The sequence below is a fragment of the Sediminitomix flava genome (assembly GCF_003149185.1).
Classification (GTDB): Bacteria; Bacteroidota; Bacteroidia; order Cytophagales; family Flammeovirgaceae; genus Sediminitomix; species Sediminitomix flava.
Window position 1 is genome coordinate 36,031 of the sequence record NZ_QGDO01000012.1, and the last position, 17,256, is coordinate 53,286.

Annotated in this window: 13 protein-coding genes; 2 read left to right on the top strand and 11 right to left on the bottom strand. The window is 35.5% G+C overall.

The window, feature by feature from the left end:
• Positions 1 to 137: 137 nt before the first annotated feature.
• From BC781_RS24850 to BC781_RS24865, 4 genes are all read right to left on the bottom strand, one after another.
• Positions 138 to 1,187 (bottom strand): response regulator, encoded by a 1,050-nt coding sequence (locus BC781_RS24850; RefSeq protein WP_109623172.1) that lies wholly within the window; start codon positions 1,185 to 1,187, stop codon positions 138 to 140.
• A 2-nt stretch (positions 1,188 to 1,189) separates the two neighbouring features.
• Positions 1,190 to 2,848, bottom strand: a complete 1,659-nt coding sequence (locus tag BC781_RS24855; protein WP_109623191.1) for a sensor histidine kinase — start codon at positions 2,846 to 2,848, stop codon at positions 1,190 to 1,192.
• Between the two features lie 207 nt (positions 2,849 to 3,055).
• Entirely contained in the window at positions 3,056 to 3,505 is a 450-nt protein-coding gene (locus BC781_RS24860) for a response regulator (protein ID WP_109623193.1), read from the bottom strand.
• Between the two features lie 70 nt (positions 3,506 to 3,575).
• On the bottom strand, positions 3,576 to 5,126 hold the full coding sequence (locus BC781_RS24865; protein WP_109623173.1) for a sensor histidine kinase: 1,551 nt from the start codon (positions 5,124 to 5,126) through the stop codon (positions 3,576 to 3,578).
• A gap of 279 nt (positions 5,127 to 5,405) precedes the next feature.
• Here BC781_RS24865 and BC781_RS24870 point away from each other — a divergent pair, with 279 nt between their 5' ends.
• Together BC781_RS24870 and kdsA are read left to right on the top strand one after the other, a co-directional pair.
• A complete protein-coding gene (locus BC781_RS24870; protein WP_109623174.1) occupies positions 5,406 to 7,202 on the top strand; it encodes an ABC transporter ATP-binding protein in 1,797 nt (598 codons plus the stop codon).
• Positions 7,203 to 7,239: 37 nt separating this feature from the next.
• A complete protein-coding gene (kdsA, locus tag BC781_RS24875) occupies positions 7,240 to 8,028 on the top strand; it encodes a 3-deoxy-8-phosphooctulonate synthase (RefSeq protein WP_109623175.1) in 789 nt (262 codons plus the stop codon).
• A 131-nt stretch (positions 8,029 to 8,159) separates the two neighbouring features.
• On the opposite strand, the gene BC781_RS24880 is transcribed toward kdsA, so the two are convergent.
• From BC781_RS24880 to BC781_RS24910, 7 genes are all read right to left on the bottom strand, one after another.
• Entirely contained in the window at positions 8,160 to 8,939 is a 780-nt protein-coding gene (locus BC781_RS24880) for a phosphosulfolactate synthase (protein WP_109623177.1), read from the bottom strand.
• A gap of 263 nt (positions 8,940 to 9,202) precedes the next feature.
• On the bottom strand, positions 9,203 to 9,853 hold the full coding sequence (locus tag BC781_RS24885) for an ATP-binding cassette domain-containing protein (RefSeq protein WP_109623179.1): 651 nt from the start codon (positions 9,851 to 9,853) through the stop codon (positions 9,203 to 9,205).
• A gap of 78 nt (positions 9,854 to 9,931) precedes the next feature.
• The gene (locus BC781_RS24890) at positions 9,932 to 11,434 is read right to left on the bottom strand and encodes a DUF4836 family protein (RefSeq protein WP_158281583.1); all 1,503 of its coding nucleotides are present in this window, start codon (positions 11,432 to 11,434) and stop codon (positions 9,932 to 9,934) included.
• Positions 11,435 to 11,681: 247 nt separating this feature from the next.
• Positions 11,682 to 12,266 (bottom strand): hypothetical protein, encoded by a 585-nt coding sequence (locus BC781_RS24895; RefSeq protein WP_109623183.1) that lies wholly within the window; start codon positions 12,264 to 12,266, stop codon positions 11,682 to 11,684.
• A gap of 185 nt (positions 12,267 to 12,451) precedes the next feature.
• Positions 12,452 to 13,645: a putative sugar nucleotidyl transferase gene (locus BC781_RS24900; RefSeq protein ID WP_109623185.1), complete on the bottom strand. Its 1,194-nt coding sequence runs from the start codon at positions 13,643 to 13,645 to the stop codon at positions 12,452 to 12,454.
• 223 nt (positions 13,646 to 13,868) lie between these two features.
• Complete coding sequence (locus BC781_RS24905; RefSeq protein ID WP_109623187.1) at positions 13,869 to 14,114, bottom strand: type B 50S ribosomal protein L31; 246 nt, start codon at positions 14,112 to 14,114, stop codon at positions 13,869 to 13,871.
• A 155-nt stretch (positions 14,115 to 14,269) separates the two neighbouring features.
• Entirely contained in the window at positions 14,270 to 16,456 is a 2,187-nt protein-coding gene (locus BC781_RS24910; protein ID WP_158281584.1) for a lamin tail domain-containing protein, read from the bottom strand.
• Positions 16,457 to 17,256 lie beyond the last annotated feature (800 nt).

Genomic DNA, 17,256 nt, shown 5'->3' on the forward strand with positions numbered 1-17,256 from the left:
GAATTTACAAAAGCTTCTTGATATTTTTAAACAATAATGGAAAATCATTGAGCATTAACAATAAAAAAATCCGAGCCTGGTTAAGCTCGGATTTTAATACGTAGTATAAAGATTTTCAAAAATGTGTTTACGCAGTATTATCTACAGATGCGCTCCATTTTTGCCCTATTTATGATGGAAATATTTTTTTCCTTGATTTCGATCAATTGTTCCTCTTTGAAGTCAGAAAGTGTACGGATTAGCGTCTCTTTGGCAGTACCTACCAATTTTGCTAAATCATCACGAGTAATGACCATTTTAGAACCTTGAGCTGTATATCTTTCTTCAAGTTGAAGTAATACTTCTGCCACACGCTGTCTTACAGAACCGTATGCCAAACGAAGTAATTTTTCTTCATTTGAGATGATCTCATTAGATAGCATTTTGATGAATTTGTTAGAAACATCTCTGTTGCTATGTACCAAAGCAAAGAAGTCTTCTTTAGGGATAAGGCTAACTTCACACTCCTCTAGAACCATGGCAGTTTCTGTGTAAGGAACGTCTTTCAATAAAGCGATATATCCTAAGAATTCTCCTGGTCCGTGAAGTCCAGTAATATATTCTTTTCCGTCCTCATTCGTCTTGTAGGTCTTCACCTTACCCTTGTTGATGTGTAACAAGGCATTTGGGAAATCACCTTCATAGAAAAGAACGCTTTTCTTCTTATATCCTCTTTTCTTACGGTTGGTAGAAAGTTTATCTAGGTCTTCTACACCTTGAGCTTCATCTAAGAAGCTTTCTAGACCTTCTTCCGATTTCTCGAATTTCTGACGAAGGATATCACTTTTCTTCAATCGGCTCTCGATAGCATCAAGTAATTCAACATCGTCAAATGGCTTCGTAAGATAATCGTCAGCACCATGACTCATACCTTTTCTGAAATCACTCTTTTCAGCTTTAGCCGTAAGGAAAATAAATGGAATACTAGCAGTTTCTGGATCTTTACTTAATACGAATAGCACACCGTATCCATCAAGCTCAGGCATCATTACATCACAGATGATAAGGTCTGGCTTCTGGTTTTTAGCGAGTTCTACTCCTATCTTACCGTTTTCCGCTGTCAACACATCATATCCGGATAATTCTAAGATCTCAGCGGTGTTTTCTCTCATCTCGGGATTATCCTCGATCAGTAAGATTTTTTTCATATTTATTCAGATTTGTATTTTTTTGGCAATGTGATCGTGAAAGTTGTTCCGACGTCTTGCTTACTATCAAAAGTAATATGCCCTTTGAGAATATCTAGATATTTTTTGACAATATTTAGTCCCAGTCCTGTTCCTTGAATATTCATGGCATTTTCAGCTCTGAAAAAGCGCTTGAAAAGGTACTGTTGGTCAGCTTCAGGAATACCTATTCCTTGGTCGGTAACTTTAATGTATGTATGCTCATCTGTACACTTTGTTTCTATCTTAATCTCTTTGTCGGTAGAAGAGTACTTGATGGCATTTGAAACTAAATTGATTAATATATTCTTGAGGTGCTGTTTGTCAGAATAAATTGAGGTTTCATCTCCTTCATGGGTATAAAGGATACGTTGCCCCGATTTTTTGACAGCACTCATTTCTTCCTTAACCTCATGTACAAGCTCCATCAAATTGATGTATTTGAAGTTTGCACGGTTTCCTCCTTCTTCTTCAAGCTTACTGATCGATAAGAAGTCGTTCAAGATTTGTGTAAGGTTGTTTACACTTGTTTTGATACGTTGGATGTGTTTCTGTCTTTTCTCGTCTTGCTCTTCGGTTGTGTAACGAGAGATGAGGGAAACAGAAGACATAATCGTACTCAAAGGAGTTCTAAACTCATGAGAAGCCATAGACACGAATCGTGTTTTTAGCTCATTGAGTTCTTTCTCTTTTTTGAGCGCTTTACGAATTTCGTTTTCGGCTCTACGCTGTTCTGTGATATTCTTAGCAACCATAAGAACCTGTTCTGGTTCTTGATCATCGCTAGAAGGTAAAGGTACCACATTGGCAGCATACATATGACCATTAAGCTCTAGGTCAAAAATCGCTTCTTCTTGTTTTACAAAAACGCGATTTAGTATTTCATAATAAATATTGAGTTCTGCACCCGAATAGTTATTACGAATAGCATTTGCTAAGAACTTTTTGTTCAGTACACTTTCCTTTTCAACGTTCAATTCTTCTAGTCCTTTTCCATCAATAAAATCGTAATGATACTGACGGTTGAGTACAGCTATAAGACCACCAGGGAAGTTCTGAGCAATTTTCTTATAGATTTTCTGACTTTTTCGAACGGCTTGTTCTGCTCTTTTTCGCTCCTTGATTTCTCGTTGTAAATCTTGGTTGGCCATTTGTAGGTTGGCTACTGCGGTATTGAGCTGTTGCGTTCTTTCTTCAACTCGGCTTTCTAAGGCTTCGTTGAGACGTTGAATTTTACGAAGGTTGTTTACGTGTTGTATACTGTGGCGGATAGAACGTTCTAGTGTGTCTGCATCTATTGTTCCTTTTACAAGGTAATCTACAGCACCCATTTGCATGGCCTTTTCATCTAGCGAACGGTCTCCTTGACCTGTAAGCAGAATGAATGGGCGTAGCATGTTCTGGCGGATATCATGGATAAGATCCAAACCGCTATGAATACCCAATCGATAGTCTACGATATAGACATCGTGGATTTCTTTATAAATAGTTTCAATCCCTTCTTCATAAGATGAAATCCAGTCAAGGTGATATTTATGATTGGATCCTATCTCATCTATGAGATCGCTCGTTATGATGTAGTCATCTTCATCATCATCGATGAGCAATATTCGGATTTCTTCTATGTTTTCGTCTTGAAGCATGAAAGACATGAAATTATGAGCTAAGATGTTATGATGTAGTAAGTTAGTGTCCGTTTATTGAGAAGACAGGATTCAAAAATGACCTTGAATTCTGTTATTCAAAACGAATCCCTAGTTACTGAACTTTCAGCTCGATAAAGTTGATGAATATCATCATAACAAGATGATCTTGGTGAAAAGTCACGTTTTGTTATGATTTTTTGGAGATTATTGAGGTAGTTGTACGATTTCGAACCAGTATTTTCCGAGTGTTTTAACGGTTTCTACTAGTGCACCAAAACTGACAGGTTTTGTGATAAATGAACTAACACCTAAGCTATATGAAGATTGAATATCTTCTTCTGCATTGGATGTAGTAAGCACGACTACAGGGATGTGACGAAGAGCGTCAGAATCCTTAATTTCTTTTAAGGCTTCACGACCATCTTTCTTAGGCATATTCAAATCCAATAAGATTAGATCTGGCACAGGAAATTGTTCTGTGTCGGAGAACTGACCTTCGTGGTTTAAATAGTGCATAAGATCTTCACCATCCTCAACAAAGTGCAAGTCAATTTTATCAGTACCAATTTCCTCAAAAGCTTCTTGTATCAGCATGCGATCCTCTGGATCATCATCTGCGTACAAAATTACCATCGATTGATTATTAGATGTCATTAACTCCATGTCTTCCATTTAAAAAGATAACTTGACTATATGATTTTCAGGAAAAAAAATGAAAACTAATCTAGTCTTTATTATCTGAACTGATTTGTTCTAGCGTAATAACAAATCTTGATCCTTTACCTAATTCACTACAAGCTTTAATATCGCCGCCATGTCGTTGCGCAATGCGTTTACAAATGGCCAATCCGATACCTGAGCCTTCATATTTTCGACCTTCCAGCCTTTGAAAAATCTGGAAGATTTTCTCGTTGTGTTTTTCGTCAAAGCCAATTCCGTTGTCTTCTACGGAAATCTCAAGCCTTTCCATACCCCCTTCTCTGATTAGCTGATGAGAGATGATAATCTTAGGGTCAAGGTCTGCTTTTCTGAACTTGATGGCGTTACTTATCAAGTTTTGGAACAGTTGACGAAGTTGTGTGTCATCTCCTTCCCAATACGGAAGGTCAGAAACTTCAATGATAGCGTTCGTTTTCTCAATCAGAATTTCAAGGTCACTAAGTACATCATTCAAGATAGTACTCAAGTTTAATCTCTTGAAAGGTTTTGCCCTTGAGGAAACTCTTGAGAATGCCAACAAGTCATTGATGAGCTTTTGCATACGCTCAGCCGAGTTTTGCATTCTGTCCAAGTAGTCTTGTCCTCTTGGTGAAAGGTTCTCTTTTTCTTTCTGACTAATACGATCTCCAAATGCTCTAATTTTTCTTAGAGGCTCTTGTAAATCGTGTGAACTAATATAAGCAAAATCTTGCAACTCTCTGTTGCTTCGTTCTAACTCACGCGTATATTGTTTCAGCTTTGTTTCACTTTTACGTAATGCGTCTTGCGAACGTTTTCGTTCAGTGATATTTTCTGAAAACATGATCAGTCCGCCTATGTGTCCGTTGTCTTCTCTCCACGGGTGTGCTTCCCATCGAATCCAAGTACGTTTGTCTCCTGCATAACGGATTTCATCTTCATCACCAGTCACAATTTCTCCCTCCAAACATTTCTTAAAATGCGGTTCCCACTTTTCTTCAAAGTCGGGGAAGTATTCACTGTGATAATGGCCAATAATGTCTGAAGACAATTCATAATCTTCCACCCACCTAGAACTAACGACTAGGTAGCGGAGCTTATGATCAAGCATGGCTACCGCCGCTGGAGTATGTTTTACGAAGTACCAAAGCAATTCTTTATTCTTTAGTACCTGATACTCAAACTTCTTTCTTTCGGTGATATCCGTGATGAAAGCCATCACAAACATTTCACCTTCAAGATTGGCGTGATTTAGACTGATTTCTACGGAAAAGAACGAGCCATCTTTCCTTTGGGCAGGGAAATCTCTACCAGAACCCATCGGACGTTGAGTAGGGGTTTGATGAAAGCGTTTACGATGACCAGAATGATGCTTTCTCAATACGGATGGAACAAGATCATCTACAGATCTACCAGGTAGTTCTCCAGGAGTATAACCAAACATCTTTTCACTTTGAGAATTGGCCATGATAATTTGCCCATCCTTGTTCACGATCAAGATACCTTCTGCTGAAGACTCAAAGATCGCTCTGATCAAGGCATTACCATTTTTTTCAAAAATTTCGAAAGATTTATTATACTCAGAATTCTTGTCCATAAGATTACCACTTCAACGCTATAACAAAAGTAGCTCATAACGCTCTACCTTAAAACTAATAAAACTAAAAATTATCCATTATTAACAGAAATAAATGCTGTCAATCATTGTTTTGATCGAGTGATATTATATAAGAATGGGGAATTCTTATCGATCTTTTTTACTTTTGTGATTCTTATGAGGTAAGTCCTCGAAATTAGAAAACAGTTGTCACAAACAAAGCGCATCTGAGTTGGTTCATTCTTGATAGTGGGCTAGGCTTAACAGTGAGAAAAAAATATGGCATTTTTTAGAAACTTATCGAAAAAGAAAGGAGAAAAGGAACCTGCAATAGGCAAAGAAGGCTTTCGCGCTTTGTGGGGAATCTTCCGTTTCATCTTACCTTACAAACATTACTTCATCCCAGGACTTATTTGTCTATTCTTCTCAAGTACAATCTTGATGGCATTTCCATATTTTATTGGAGAACTGATAGGAGAGGCAGTAAAGATTCAACAAAATGAGTCGGAGACAAGTCTTTGGGGAATTGCAATCATCTTGTTTGCAATATTAGGTGCGCAGAGTATCTTCTCGTTTTTTAGAGTATATCTTTTCGCACAAGCCAATGAAAGGGCTATTGCAGATATGCGCGCGACGCTTTATGAGAAATTCATGTTCTTACCAATTACTTTTTATGATAAAAGAAGGTCGGGAGAACTGTTCAGTCGTATTACAGCAGATGTGTCTTCTATTCAGGAAGCATTTTCAACGACATTGGCTGAGTTGATTCGTCAGACTTTAACATTGGTGGTAGGAATAGCATTCCTATTGGTGATAAACATGAAGCTAACATTCTTCATGATCGGGACTTTACCAATCGTAATCCTTTCAGCTGTTTTCTTCGGAAAATTTATCCGTAAGCTATCAAAAGAAACTCAAGATACAGTAGCAAAAACAAATGTAGTGGTAGAAGAAACTTTACAAGCTATTTCTACCGTAAAAGCTTTTGCTAATGAATTCTTGGAGTTGACAAGATATAAGAAAAGACTTGACGATGTTGTAGCGATCTCTCTACGTACAGCTACTTACAGAGGTGTTTTTATTTCCTTCATCATTTTTGTATTGATGGGAAGTATTGTCGTGATGCTTTGGTTTGCGAGTAATTTGGTTGCTCAAGGTGAAATTGGTGTAGATGGCTTGGTATCTTTTGCGATTTATGCTGTTTTCATTGGGGGATCAATTGGAGGTTTAGGAGAAATCTATAGTAACCTTCAGAAAGCTGTAGGTGCTACAGATCGTATTGAGGAAATCTTAAACCAAACGGAAGAGCCAAGAAAAGAGGGTATCAAAAATGAATCTTTACAAGGAGAAGTCTCTTATGAAAATGTAAAGTTTGCTTATCCTACACGACCTGATATTGAGGTGTTGAAAGGAATTGACTTGAATATCAAAGCAGGTGAAAAAGTTGCTTTGGTTGGTCATAGTGGGGCAGGAAAATCTACAATCATTCAGACCTTGCTTAGGTTCTATGATGTATCGAACGGAGATATTAAAATTGATGGAAAGTCAATCGGTCAGTTTGACTTACACACTTACCGTTCTCAGATTGGTATGGTTCCTCAAGAGGTAATCTTGTTTGGTGGTACTATTCGTGAGAATATTGCTTACGGTAATCCAAACGCTACTGAAGAGGAAATCAGAATGGCAGCCAAGAAAGCAAATGCACTAGACTTCATCGAGAAATTCCCTGAAGGCTTGAATACTTTAGTGGGAGAAAGAGGGGTACAGTTGTCAGGTGGTCAGCGCCAGCGAGTAGCTATTGCTAGAGCAATATTGAGAGATCCTAAGATTTTAATTTTGGATGAAGCGACAAGTTCACTAGATTCGGCTTCTGAAAAGATGGTACAAGATGCTTTGGAGCATTTAATGCAAGGAAGGACAACCATTATAATTGCACATCGTTTATCAACGATTAGAAAAGTGGATCGCATTTATGTACTTGACGAAGGTCAGGTTTCAGAAAGCGGTACACACTCTCAATTGGCTGAACAAGACGGAATGTATCAACATTTACTCAGCCTACAAGTAGAAAAATAAAACACATTCTAGAGCAATCTAGCAAACAGGAGATACAATGACATTATACGAAAAACTTCAACAAGCACCATTTATCATTTCTGGTCCTTGTGTAATTGAGGGTGAAGACCTCATCATGCGTCAAGCAGAGTATTTGAAAGAGCTGATGGAGCGTTTGGGTATTACGTATATCTTCAAGGCTTCTTTCGACAAAGCAAACCGTACTTCTGTAGACTCTTTCCGAGGCCCAGGACTAGAAGAAGGTCTTCGTATCTTGGAGAAAGTAAAAACAACTTTTGATCTACCACTTACTACGGATATTCATGAGCCTAATCAGGCTGCTCCTGTAGGAGAAGTAGTAGATATTCTTCAGATTCCAGCATTCTTGTGTCGTCAAACAGACTTATTGCTTAGAGCTGGAGAAACAGGGAAAATCGTAAATATCAAGAAAGCACAGTTTCTTTCGGGTAAAGACATGATTCACCCTGCAAAGAAGGTTGAGACAACTGGAAACAAACAAGTAATGCTTACAGAAAGAGGAAACTCTTATGGTAACAATGATTTGGTTGTTGATTTCAGAAATGTAATTGATATGCAAGAGCATGGTTACCCTGTAGTGATGGATGTAACTCACTCATGTCAGAAACCAGGTGGAGCAGGAGGTAAAAGTGGTGGTAATAGCGAATATGCACCGTTCTTTGCCAATGCAGCAGCTGCAGTAGGGGTAAGAGGATTCTTCTTCGAAACTCACGAAAACCCAGCAGTGGCAAAGTCTGATGGACCAAACATGATTAAATTGGATGAATTTGAAGGTGTATTGAATAGATTACAGAAGCATTTCGTTTAATCATTCAATTGTACTTCAATTAAAGATATAATCCGAACACCTTGTCTTTTTGGGCAGGGTGTTTTTTTTGTATAAAAAAAAGCTGTCTTGTGGCGTATAAGACAGCTTTTTCATATCGATATCGTCTATTTCTAGAAGATGCTTTCTCTTTCTTTGTTCAAGAAGTGGTGGAAAGTATCGCCTCTCAATCCCAAACGGATAGTTTCCAATGGAATCATCTCATTAGGAGCAATATTTCCTAAGTTTACGTTTGGTCCGATCAATTTGATAAACCAAACTTGTTGAGCTTTTTGTGGTGCTTCCCAGATAATTTTCTCAGAAGGAATTTCAGTTAAGATCTCTTCTACAAGACCTGAACGAACTTCTCCCGAAGATCTGAATAAGCCAACATTACCGCCTTCTCTAGCTTCACCAATTACTTTCCAAGCTCCAGCATCCAACTCTTTTCTCATAAGTTCAATCCACTTATAAGGAGGGATGATTTTCTCAGCGTCTTTTGATCCAACTTCTGAGAGTACTGTAACTTGTTCAGAAAGTTTAGCGATATATTCACATTTTACATCGTGGTTCATTTCAATAGAACCGTCAGAAACTTCTGCATGCTCTAAGCCAAAACGGTCAAGAACTTTTCTGTAATCGTCAAACTGGTTACGAATAACAAATGCTTCGAATAGTGTACCGCCAAAGTAAACAGGAATACCTGCTTCTTTATAAATACGAAGTTTTTCCTCTAGTTTAGGGTACACGAAAGAAGTTGCCCATCCTAATTTAACGATATCGATATATTCGCCCGATGTTTCAATAAGGTCTTCAACTTCTCTTAACGATAAGCCTTTATCCATACACATCGTAAACCCTTTTTCTCTAGGTTTTACCGCTCTTTCAGGAAGATTATTTAAGTGATAGTTCATTTTACCAAAATTTGGTTATCTGCACTTACTAGTGTCTAAGTTTGTATGAGGTTTTGTCAGACAAATGACCAACAAATATACAAAGTGGTACTTGAATAGAACAATCACAAAGGATAGATCTAAAAAAAGTAACACTTCAGCTTGATTTGTTAACATTATGAGTCAATTGTGCCACGCAAAGGTAAAATTTCAAAAGTAAACTTAAAGATATTTTACTTTTTTTTGGAAAAGATTGTATCTCAAGTAGAAACGATGAAAAATATTTACAAATTCAATTTTTCGTCATATTTGAAAAAATACTCTTCACCAAGTGAAGCAAGAATGAAGCCCGCATTCTGCATTTCACAATGAGTTGAAATTAGTTGACTGGCTTTTTCAATATTCACATTGTCCAAATTACTGAAGGGTTCATCTAAGAGTAAAAGTTGGAAAGGTTGGCACAAACTTCTGATGATGGCTATGCGTTGTTTTTGTCCGAGTGAAAGTGTCTCTGTGTTTTTATAAAGTAAGTGTTCCACTTCTAATTGTTTCGCCATTTCTACAATCTGAGATTCCTCTAAGAAATGCGTCAATTGATTTTTGAGTTGAATATTTTCAAGGGCAGTTAGGTTTGGAAATAGGGACAATGTTTGTGAAACAAAAGAAATATGTTCCCTTCTAAGTTGTGCCCAATCTTTTGGTGTAAAATCAGATAGAAGCTTTTCATTGAGAATGGCTTCGCCAGAGTAATCTGTGCGAGTACCGTTGAGAATAGAAAGAAAAGTTGTTTTTCCTTTTCCAGAATGTGCACTGACCAAGTAACGTTTAGAGCTATCTATTTGTAGTTCTTCAGTATCCCAAATTTCAGAATTCGAAAGGTTTTGCTCAGCTAAAGGGGATGGAATAAGGTTTTTAATTTTAAAAGCTAGCTTCATATTTTCAGCCGATTAGAAAAAATAAAAGCAAGCGTAAATGAACTACACTTGCTTTTATTAATGAAATTATATTTTCAATTACAGGATAAGTTGTTCACTGTAAACTTTATCTAAATGTTTCAGAAGGAAGTGAAGGCTATTTTCTCCTTCAGAATGTAGACTAACTTTTACTTTTTGATCTTCTCCATCTTTATACATAATCATCTTATCAAACACACTTGTGTGTGCTTCATAGTTTGGAATGTAATTACTGAAGTTTTTAGTAAGGTTATCTTTTAATGAAGCAGGGTAATTATTCACGTTCAGGTCAAGATAAATCGTGAAAGGAGAACTGCTAAAGTATGAACCATAAGCACCATCTAAGATACTTTTTTCCAATCCTTCATTATCCACTGTATTCATTGCTTCTCTATCGTTAGAGAAAGATGCAATTCCTTTATGCATACCGAGGTAGAAGTTCCAGCTCAAGAAATTCCATTCGTAGTAATTTCCAGATTTTGATCTTCTCAAATAAGGAATCTTTTTCAGGAAATTGTTGAATAGCTTCAAGTCATTCATCGACGTTTCTGCTAGGAACTTTGGTTGATAAGAAATCTTGTTGTGTCTGCCTATCAACTTTTGTTCTCCCGTTACTGCAATAGTCAATTCACCACCCAAAGCTTCCAAAAATTCATCGGTTGAAACTTTTGCTTTATAACCTAACCAAAAACGTTCGAAGAAATCAATCTGAGCAGCTTTTACAGAATCAACTTGAGAAACAGATTCTTTAAGGTGATTGTAATATGGTTTAGGTTCTACAGCAGTATTTACTACAAATAAAGCATCTTCAGGTACATTTTGTAGAGCTTTTGTATTACTAGTCTTTTTGAAGTAGCTTCCTAATACCGCTTCCTTATCCTCTTCAGATAGAAGAATAGCGATGTCGGTGTTGATCTGATCTTTTTCGAAGTTGACGTTAAAGTGAATATTATTATCATCTTGTCTCAACTTTGGAATAAGGTATGAGTATTCTGAAAGTAGCGGAAGACTTTTTGCTTGATTGATATTGAGCCAAATGCCTAGGTCAGCTTTTTCATTTAGTTTTGTAATAAAGTCTTCTGAGTTGTAATGACTTTCAGTGTCTTCAAGCGAAGTTAGTTGTTCTAGCGTATGTTTTATGTCAATAGAAATAGTTGGGTGTTCACTTCTGACAACTAGTACTTGAGCATCGTTCCAAGCAATTCCCCACTGACCATTATAGATAACATCCCAATCATTTACTTTTTCTGAGTAACTATGTTGTAAAAAGGTAGCGACTTTTTCTTCCAAGAAAGCTGTTTTGTCAAGTTCTGCGGTAAAGCAAAGAAAAGGAGTACCTGTAATTGTATTCTTGATTCCGTAAGCATACAAATTTTCAAAAACATTGATGCCTATATCTTGGGGAGATTCTAGGGTATTTCCGAGAGGGTGTTGTCCAAACTCTTGAACAAAAAAGTTTGCTATTTGATACTGATCGCTGTCATATATTTCACTTTTCTGAATTAGAGAAGGGGTATTCATTGATACTACAAAAAGTGCATCTTTAGGAATAACCTTTAGCAATCCTTGGTCAGGACTACAGGAAAAAGTGATCAGTGTAATGCAAAAAATACTAAAAAGCCTATATATCATCCTCGGAGTCATATTTACTGGTTTACTTAGCCGCGTTGTATGGAAAAGAGTTCGAAAAGAAATAGAACAGCTAACCTTATCATATTCAATCGTATTAAAGAAATAACGAAAAGAAGTACGTTCTATTTTTGAATCCTTTCACTGATTCCCTGAAAAAGCTATAAATATGTGCAGAAGCTTAGAGTTTTGCAATCATTTTGACACAAGTATTTAAGTTTCCTAGATGAAATAATGCAAGACCGTCACTGATAAAGGCTTTTTTGGTATGAGTTTTTGGTGGGGTGTTCCCTAGTCCGATTGTAATGTGAGGTTGAAAATTATCGAATGCATACAATCGAGCGAAGTTTTTCAAATAGTTTATCGTTTCGTATTTGAAGTGAATATAAGGTGTTGGGTAAAGGCAGTCCGAGTATATTTTGACTTCAGGTTTTACAGTAAATTTTTGAAGAATATCCATTACTTGAATGTGCAGTGTATCCATCCAATTAGATTTTTCGATATTCCAACCGATAGCATTTCCTAACTGATAGCTATTTGCCAATTGGAAAGTATATTCCTTTGGGAAATTTAGCAGTGAAAGTTCACTTTTTAGAGCCGTAAGATTTTCTTCCTCAATAACCCCCATCCCGATCGTAATATGTGGAAAACAGCTTTTTTTGTTTAGTCGGTATTGTCCTTTGATATTTGGGAGGGATTGGTTCACTTGAATGGCTTTGTCAGCCAATTCTTCTGGTAAAAGCATTACAATATCAATGGCAATCATTGTTAATCCTATTATTGTTAGTTATATAGTTTGGAACAGACACACCTAAAAAATTACATAACTCTATTGAGCTTTTAAAATTTATGTCTGATAGTTCGTTTCTTAGTGAGCTATGCTTCAAAGATGCATATGTATAATCCTAAAACCTTTTGCAATACAAAAGGTTTTAGGAAAATTTTAGTTGATTATGCTTGATGGTATTTTTTACTTAACTCAAAAACATGAGTAAATATCTCTTTATCAGCATCTGTAAAACTAGAATTACGTCTGCTTTTTACACGTTCTGCTACCTGATACATTTTGTCTAATTCTGCTACTTCAGAGTTCTCGAAGCCACCCCAAGCAAAAGGAGGGACGTGCTTTGGAGGGAAGCCAGCACCAAAAATATTGGCACAAACACCTACCACAGTTCCTGTATTGAGCATGGTATTGATTCCACAACGAGCATAATCACCCATCATCGTACCACAGAATAACTGATCACTTAACTCTAGGCTATCAGATTTATAGTTCCATACTTTCACATTGCCATAGTTATTCTTCAGGTTTGAGGTATTTGAGTCAGCTCCGAAGTTGCACCATTTACCTACTACAGTATTTCCTACATAGCCTTCATGTACCTTGTTACTATAACCGAAGAAGACCGAGTTTCCAATTTCACCTCCAATTTTGCAATAAGGACCAAAAGTACAATCTTCTCTAATTTTTGCCCCCATATTAATTTGTACACCTTCACAAATGGCTATTGGTCCATGCAAAATACAACCTTCTCTAATAAGAGCATTCTTACCTATATATACTGGTCCGTCTTCTGCATTGATAATTGAGGCTTTGATTTGAGCGCCTTCTTCAATGAAGATATTTCCTTGTCCATAAATAACTGTATGTGGGTCACGGATATGTTGAGTTTGTCTACCTGCAGTTACAATTGGGAAGTCTGCCTCAATCTCTTTTCCATTTTGTAAAAAGATATCCCATTTGTGACGGAGAAGTGTAGGTGCTTCTTTAGGGGAAAACTCAACTTTCTCTTTAATTTCTACTTCTTCTGGTGTCTTATAGACCTTTGAGCTTCGAGTAGCAATAATTACATCTTCAAAAACGAGAGTTTGCTCATGTTGAAGTTGGCTAATCGCTTCATTTAATTCTGGATTAGGACAAACAATTCCATTGATGTATAAATTATCTGTACCAAATTCGGGTTTGTACTTAACTTGTAGATAGTCGTGGGCTAAATATGAAATAGTGTTTTCTGGAAATGCTTTTCTCCATTTGTCAGAAACTTTTAATATACCAATACGAATTTCGCCTATTGGTCTAATGAAAGTGAAAGGCATCAAGTCCTCTCTGTGTTCGGGATTATCCCAGATTAAGATATTCATTATCGTAAGTAAAAAATAATAGTGTGACTTATAATTGTATGGACGCTTCAGAAGTTAACAAATAGGGGAAACTAAAGAAGTTATATTTCTTAAGACAGATGGTAGTTTATCTGCCATAAAATTTAGTTTACTGTACGAAGTAACGTATTCTAAATGGGAAATAAAAAAAACCACAATTCTTTCGAAATGTGGTTTTTTAGGGCATAATAAGTAACAAAACTTATTATTTTCTTCCGTATTTTTTGTTGAATCTTTCAACACGACCAGCTCTTGATACGTGCAAGTTCTTACCAGTGTAGAATGGGTGAGAAGCTGAAGAGATCTCGACTTTGAATACTGGGTAAGTCGCACCTTCAAACTCGATAGTTTCACCTTTAGTATCTACAGTTGAACGAGTCAAAAATTTTTCTTCAGAAGTTAAGTCGTAAAAAACTACTTCTCTATATTCTGGATGGATTCCTTGTTTCATCGCTAAATTAAATTTTTTCGTGAATTCAAATCGGAGTGCAAAAATAACTATTCTTCTTTATTAATCAAACACTTTAGAGGCATAAATAAATCAAAATTAGCAGATTAGAGATTTATTAACGTATTGAAACTGAATTCTATCTTAAGATGAAGCTTTTAGAGCCCTTGACTAACTACGATATTATGCTGTAAAGTATTGATCTGACCGTTTTCATTTAATAAGGTAACAAGAAGTAGATAACGTCCCATTTTTACCAGATTTCCATTCTCATTATGACCGTCCCAACTTAATTCTAAATTAGAGGGGGTCCATAAGTTATTGCCTAAGGTTTTAATCAATTGTCCTTGTGCATTGAAAATTTGCAGAGTGATGGATTGATTCTTTTCGCAGTTTATACTTATATATAAGTGGTCTTTGTAGCCATTACCATTCGGAGAGAAAACAGAAGGTGTGATTTGTAGACATTCGAGTTCATTAGCTTTTGCATTTTGGGAATTTTGATAACCAGGTGTTGCATAATTGACATTTGAGGAAGCCGAACTCCAATTATTAGCATCTTTGCTAGACGCTGTAATATTTATTTTTTCTAAAGAAACTCCTTTTGTATCCGTAATAAGTATAGAGTGCATACTTTCGTCAAAACTCATTTGATCGTGGATGTGTCCATGTGGTGTGAGAAGTTGGATAAAGCCTCCGTTATTTGAAAGACTTGGTATACTTACTTCTAACCAGTTTTTATTTGATATAGTAGGGTATTCATTTTTAAGAGATAAAATATCAGTAGCGAAAAGTAAAAATGAATTAGGAGCGATGATTAAATTCTCGTATGTAATCACTTTTATCTGTTCATTCTGATTCCGAAACATCCAATTTTTTAAATTAATGGGTTTGTCAGATGTATTATAGACTTCCAAAAATTCGCTTTGATTGCTTTTGGGGTTAAAAAGAATCTCGGATATAAATAATGATAGTTCATTTATCTCTTCCTCAAAGATTATTTCAAACTTTTGTAGCTGACTATTCCCAAAGCAATCCCTAATCCCATCGATTTGAAAATTATACTCAACACCAAACTGTAAAGTGTCTGATATTTTAACCTCAATTTTATTATCAGTTGAATTATTATAGACGAATTGGTAACCTGATATTTTTGGATAACTATTAAAAATAGGGTGAGATAAGCTTCTATCTATTTTTTCATTGAATTCTAAAACAATGGAGTTATTCTCTTCTAGAAAGAAATCTATGAGTAGAGGAGCTTCAGTATCGATTATACTATCGTTCACAGAATTTTTTTGAGCTGGAGTACCACCTTTTATCGCTTTTGATGCTTTCCAATTATCCATTTCCTTACAAACAGCATTTGGGTCTATCATCTCTAGACTCCAACCGCCATTCTTTTTCTGAGTATCTCGATAATGTTCTTGTGTATAATGAATGTACTGTACTTTATTACTGTTATTTTCTTCAAGTACAATTTCCCCACTAGTATTTAGAAGGTTTTTCCATTTCTCAATCCTAATATGATGCGGCTCTGAGTATAACTCAGATTTATTTTGGGGAACTAACAAAATATATTGATGAGGCTCTACTATATAATAAGGTAAGTCAATTTCTGTGTCTCTCACTATTAAAGAGTACCCTTCAAGATTTACTTTTTTATTTGTCGAGTTATATATCTCAATGTATTCACATTCTGCCAATCCAATACTAGGTTTCGGATCGATCATCAACTCAGTTATCAACAATTTTGGGTATTCATTTTTTAAAAAGTGAGTTGATTTTCCTTTTAATGTTGATAACTCTTCTGTTTTATGAGTAAAACTAGATAAGTTATCAACATGGATTTGTGTAGATAAACTCTTAGAGTTATTCATAACGAACTTATCAACATTGTTGATAAGCTCGTTGTGAAAGTCTATAGTTTTTTCTTTACCAACAGTTTCAAAATAACTGTTGATAAGTTGTTGATAAAATGTGTATAAATATGAAATCGTATTGTTGATTCTTTTATCAGAACTTAATTCAATACTATTTTTTAAAGTTATCAACAGTATATAAGGTGTTGACAATAAGAAATTATCTTTTTGAATAGCTTTACTCTTGTACACATGTTGATAACTATTTTGAATTTCTTCAACATTAATATAATCATGTTGATAATTTTGAATGATTTTGTGGATAAGTGTATTCGTATATATGTTGATAACATTTATAAGACCTGGGAATAGGAGTAGGTCTTTTTGTTGTGTGATTTTTGAAAAATTATAGGGTTGCATTGTGGATAACTTTTGTGAAGAAGGTTTTTGATACCAATAATTATCAACATTGATTGATGTCAAGAATGGTTTTAAGAGATATGAGTATAAAAAGCAGAGGTGTATATAATAGATTAAAAACTTCATGTGGATAACTATCTTCTGTTTAGATAGAAATATATATACTGTATAATACTGAATATCTAATATTACCTCCTTATATATAGAGGTTCTGTTTGTAAAGTGATATGAATCTTTAATAAAGTACTATCAGAAGAGTGTTTTAGTGAAGAGTTTGTCGTAATGTTTTAAATGTGCTGAAAATAAGAATACAGATCATCAGTTACTTACAACTAATTTATTGAATTATTTCAATAAATATTTGCACAGTCCAAATAAAACCCTCACTTTTGCACCCGCTTCAAACGAGAAGCACGCTTGGAAAACAAGGTTCAAACACAAGTTTGCTAAAGAAATAAGAGAAAGCTTAAGTCTTTAAATACTGAAAATGAAGTCAGTTCACTTTATTTAAATCGCTTAACAAAATTAGATTTGGAAAGATCAAATTAAATCTCTTATCTTTGCAGCCGTCTTCAGTGAAAACGTTCACTGAAAAGACGTAAAACAATGTCATGCGTAAAGGTTTTGAAGAAATGCTTCTCAAAACACTCCAAAAAAAAAACTTGAAAAAAGTTTTGGAGTTGAAAAGAAAAAGTTCTTACCTTTGCATCCGTCTTCTGAGGAAAACGACTCAGAAAACGAAATAAATAGAGGCTGAAGAAGTCAGTTTTTACATTGAGATTGAGAGTTTTAAATGCTTTAAAATTCTGATAGAAAGTCTCAAAAGTTCTTTGAAAGAATAGTTATGTAGTAATCAGGTAAGT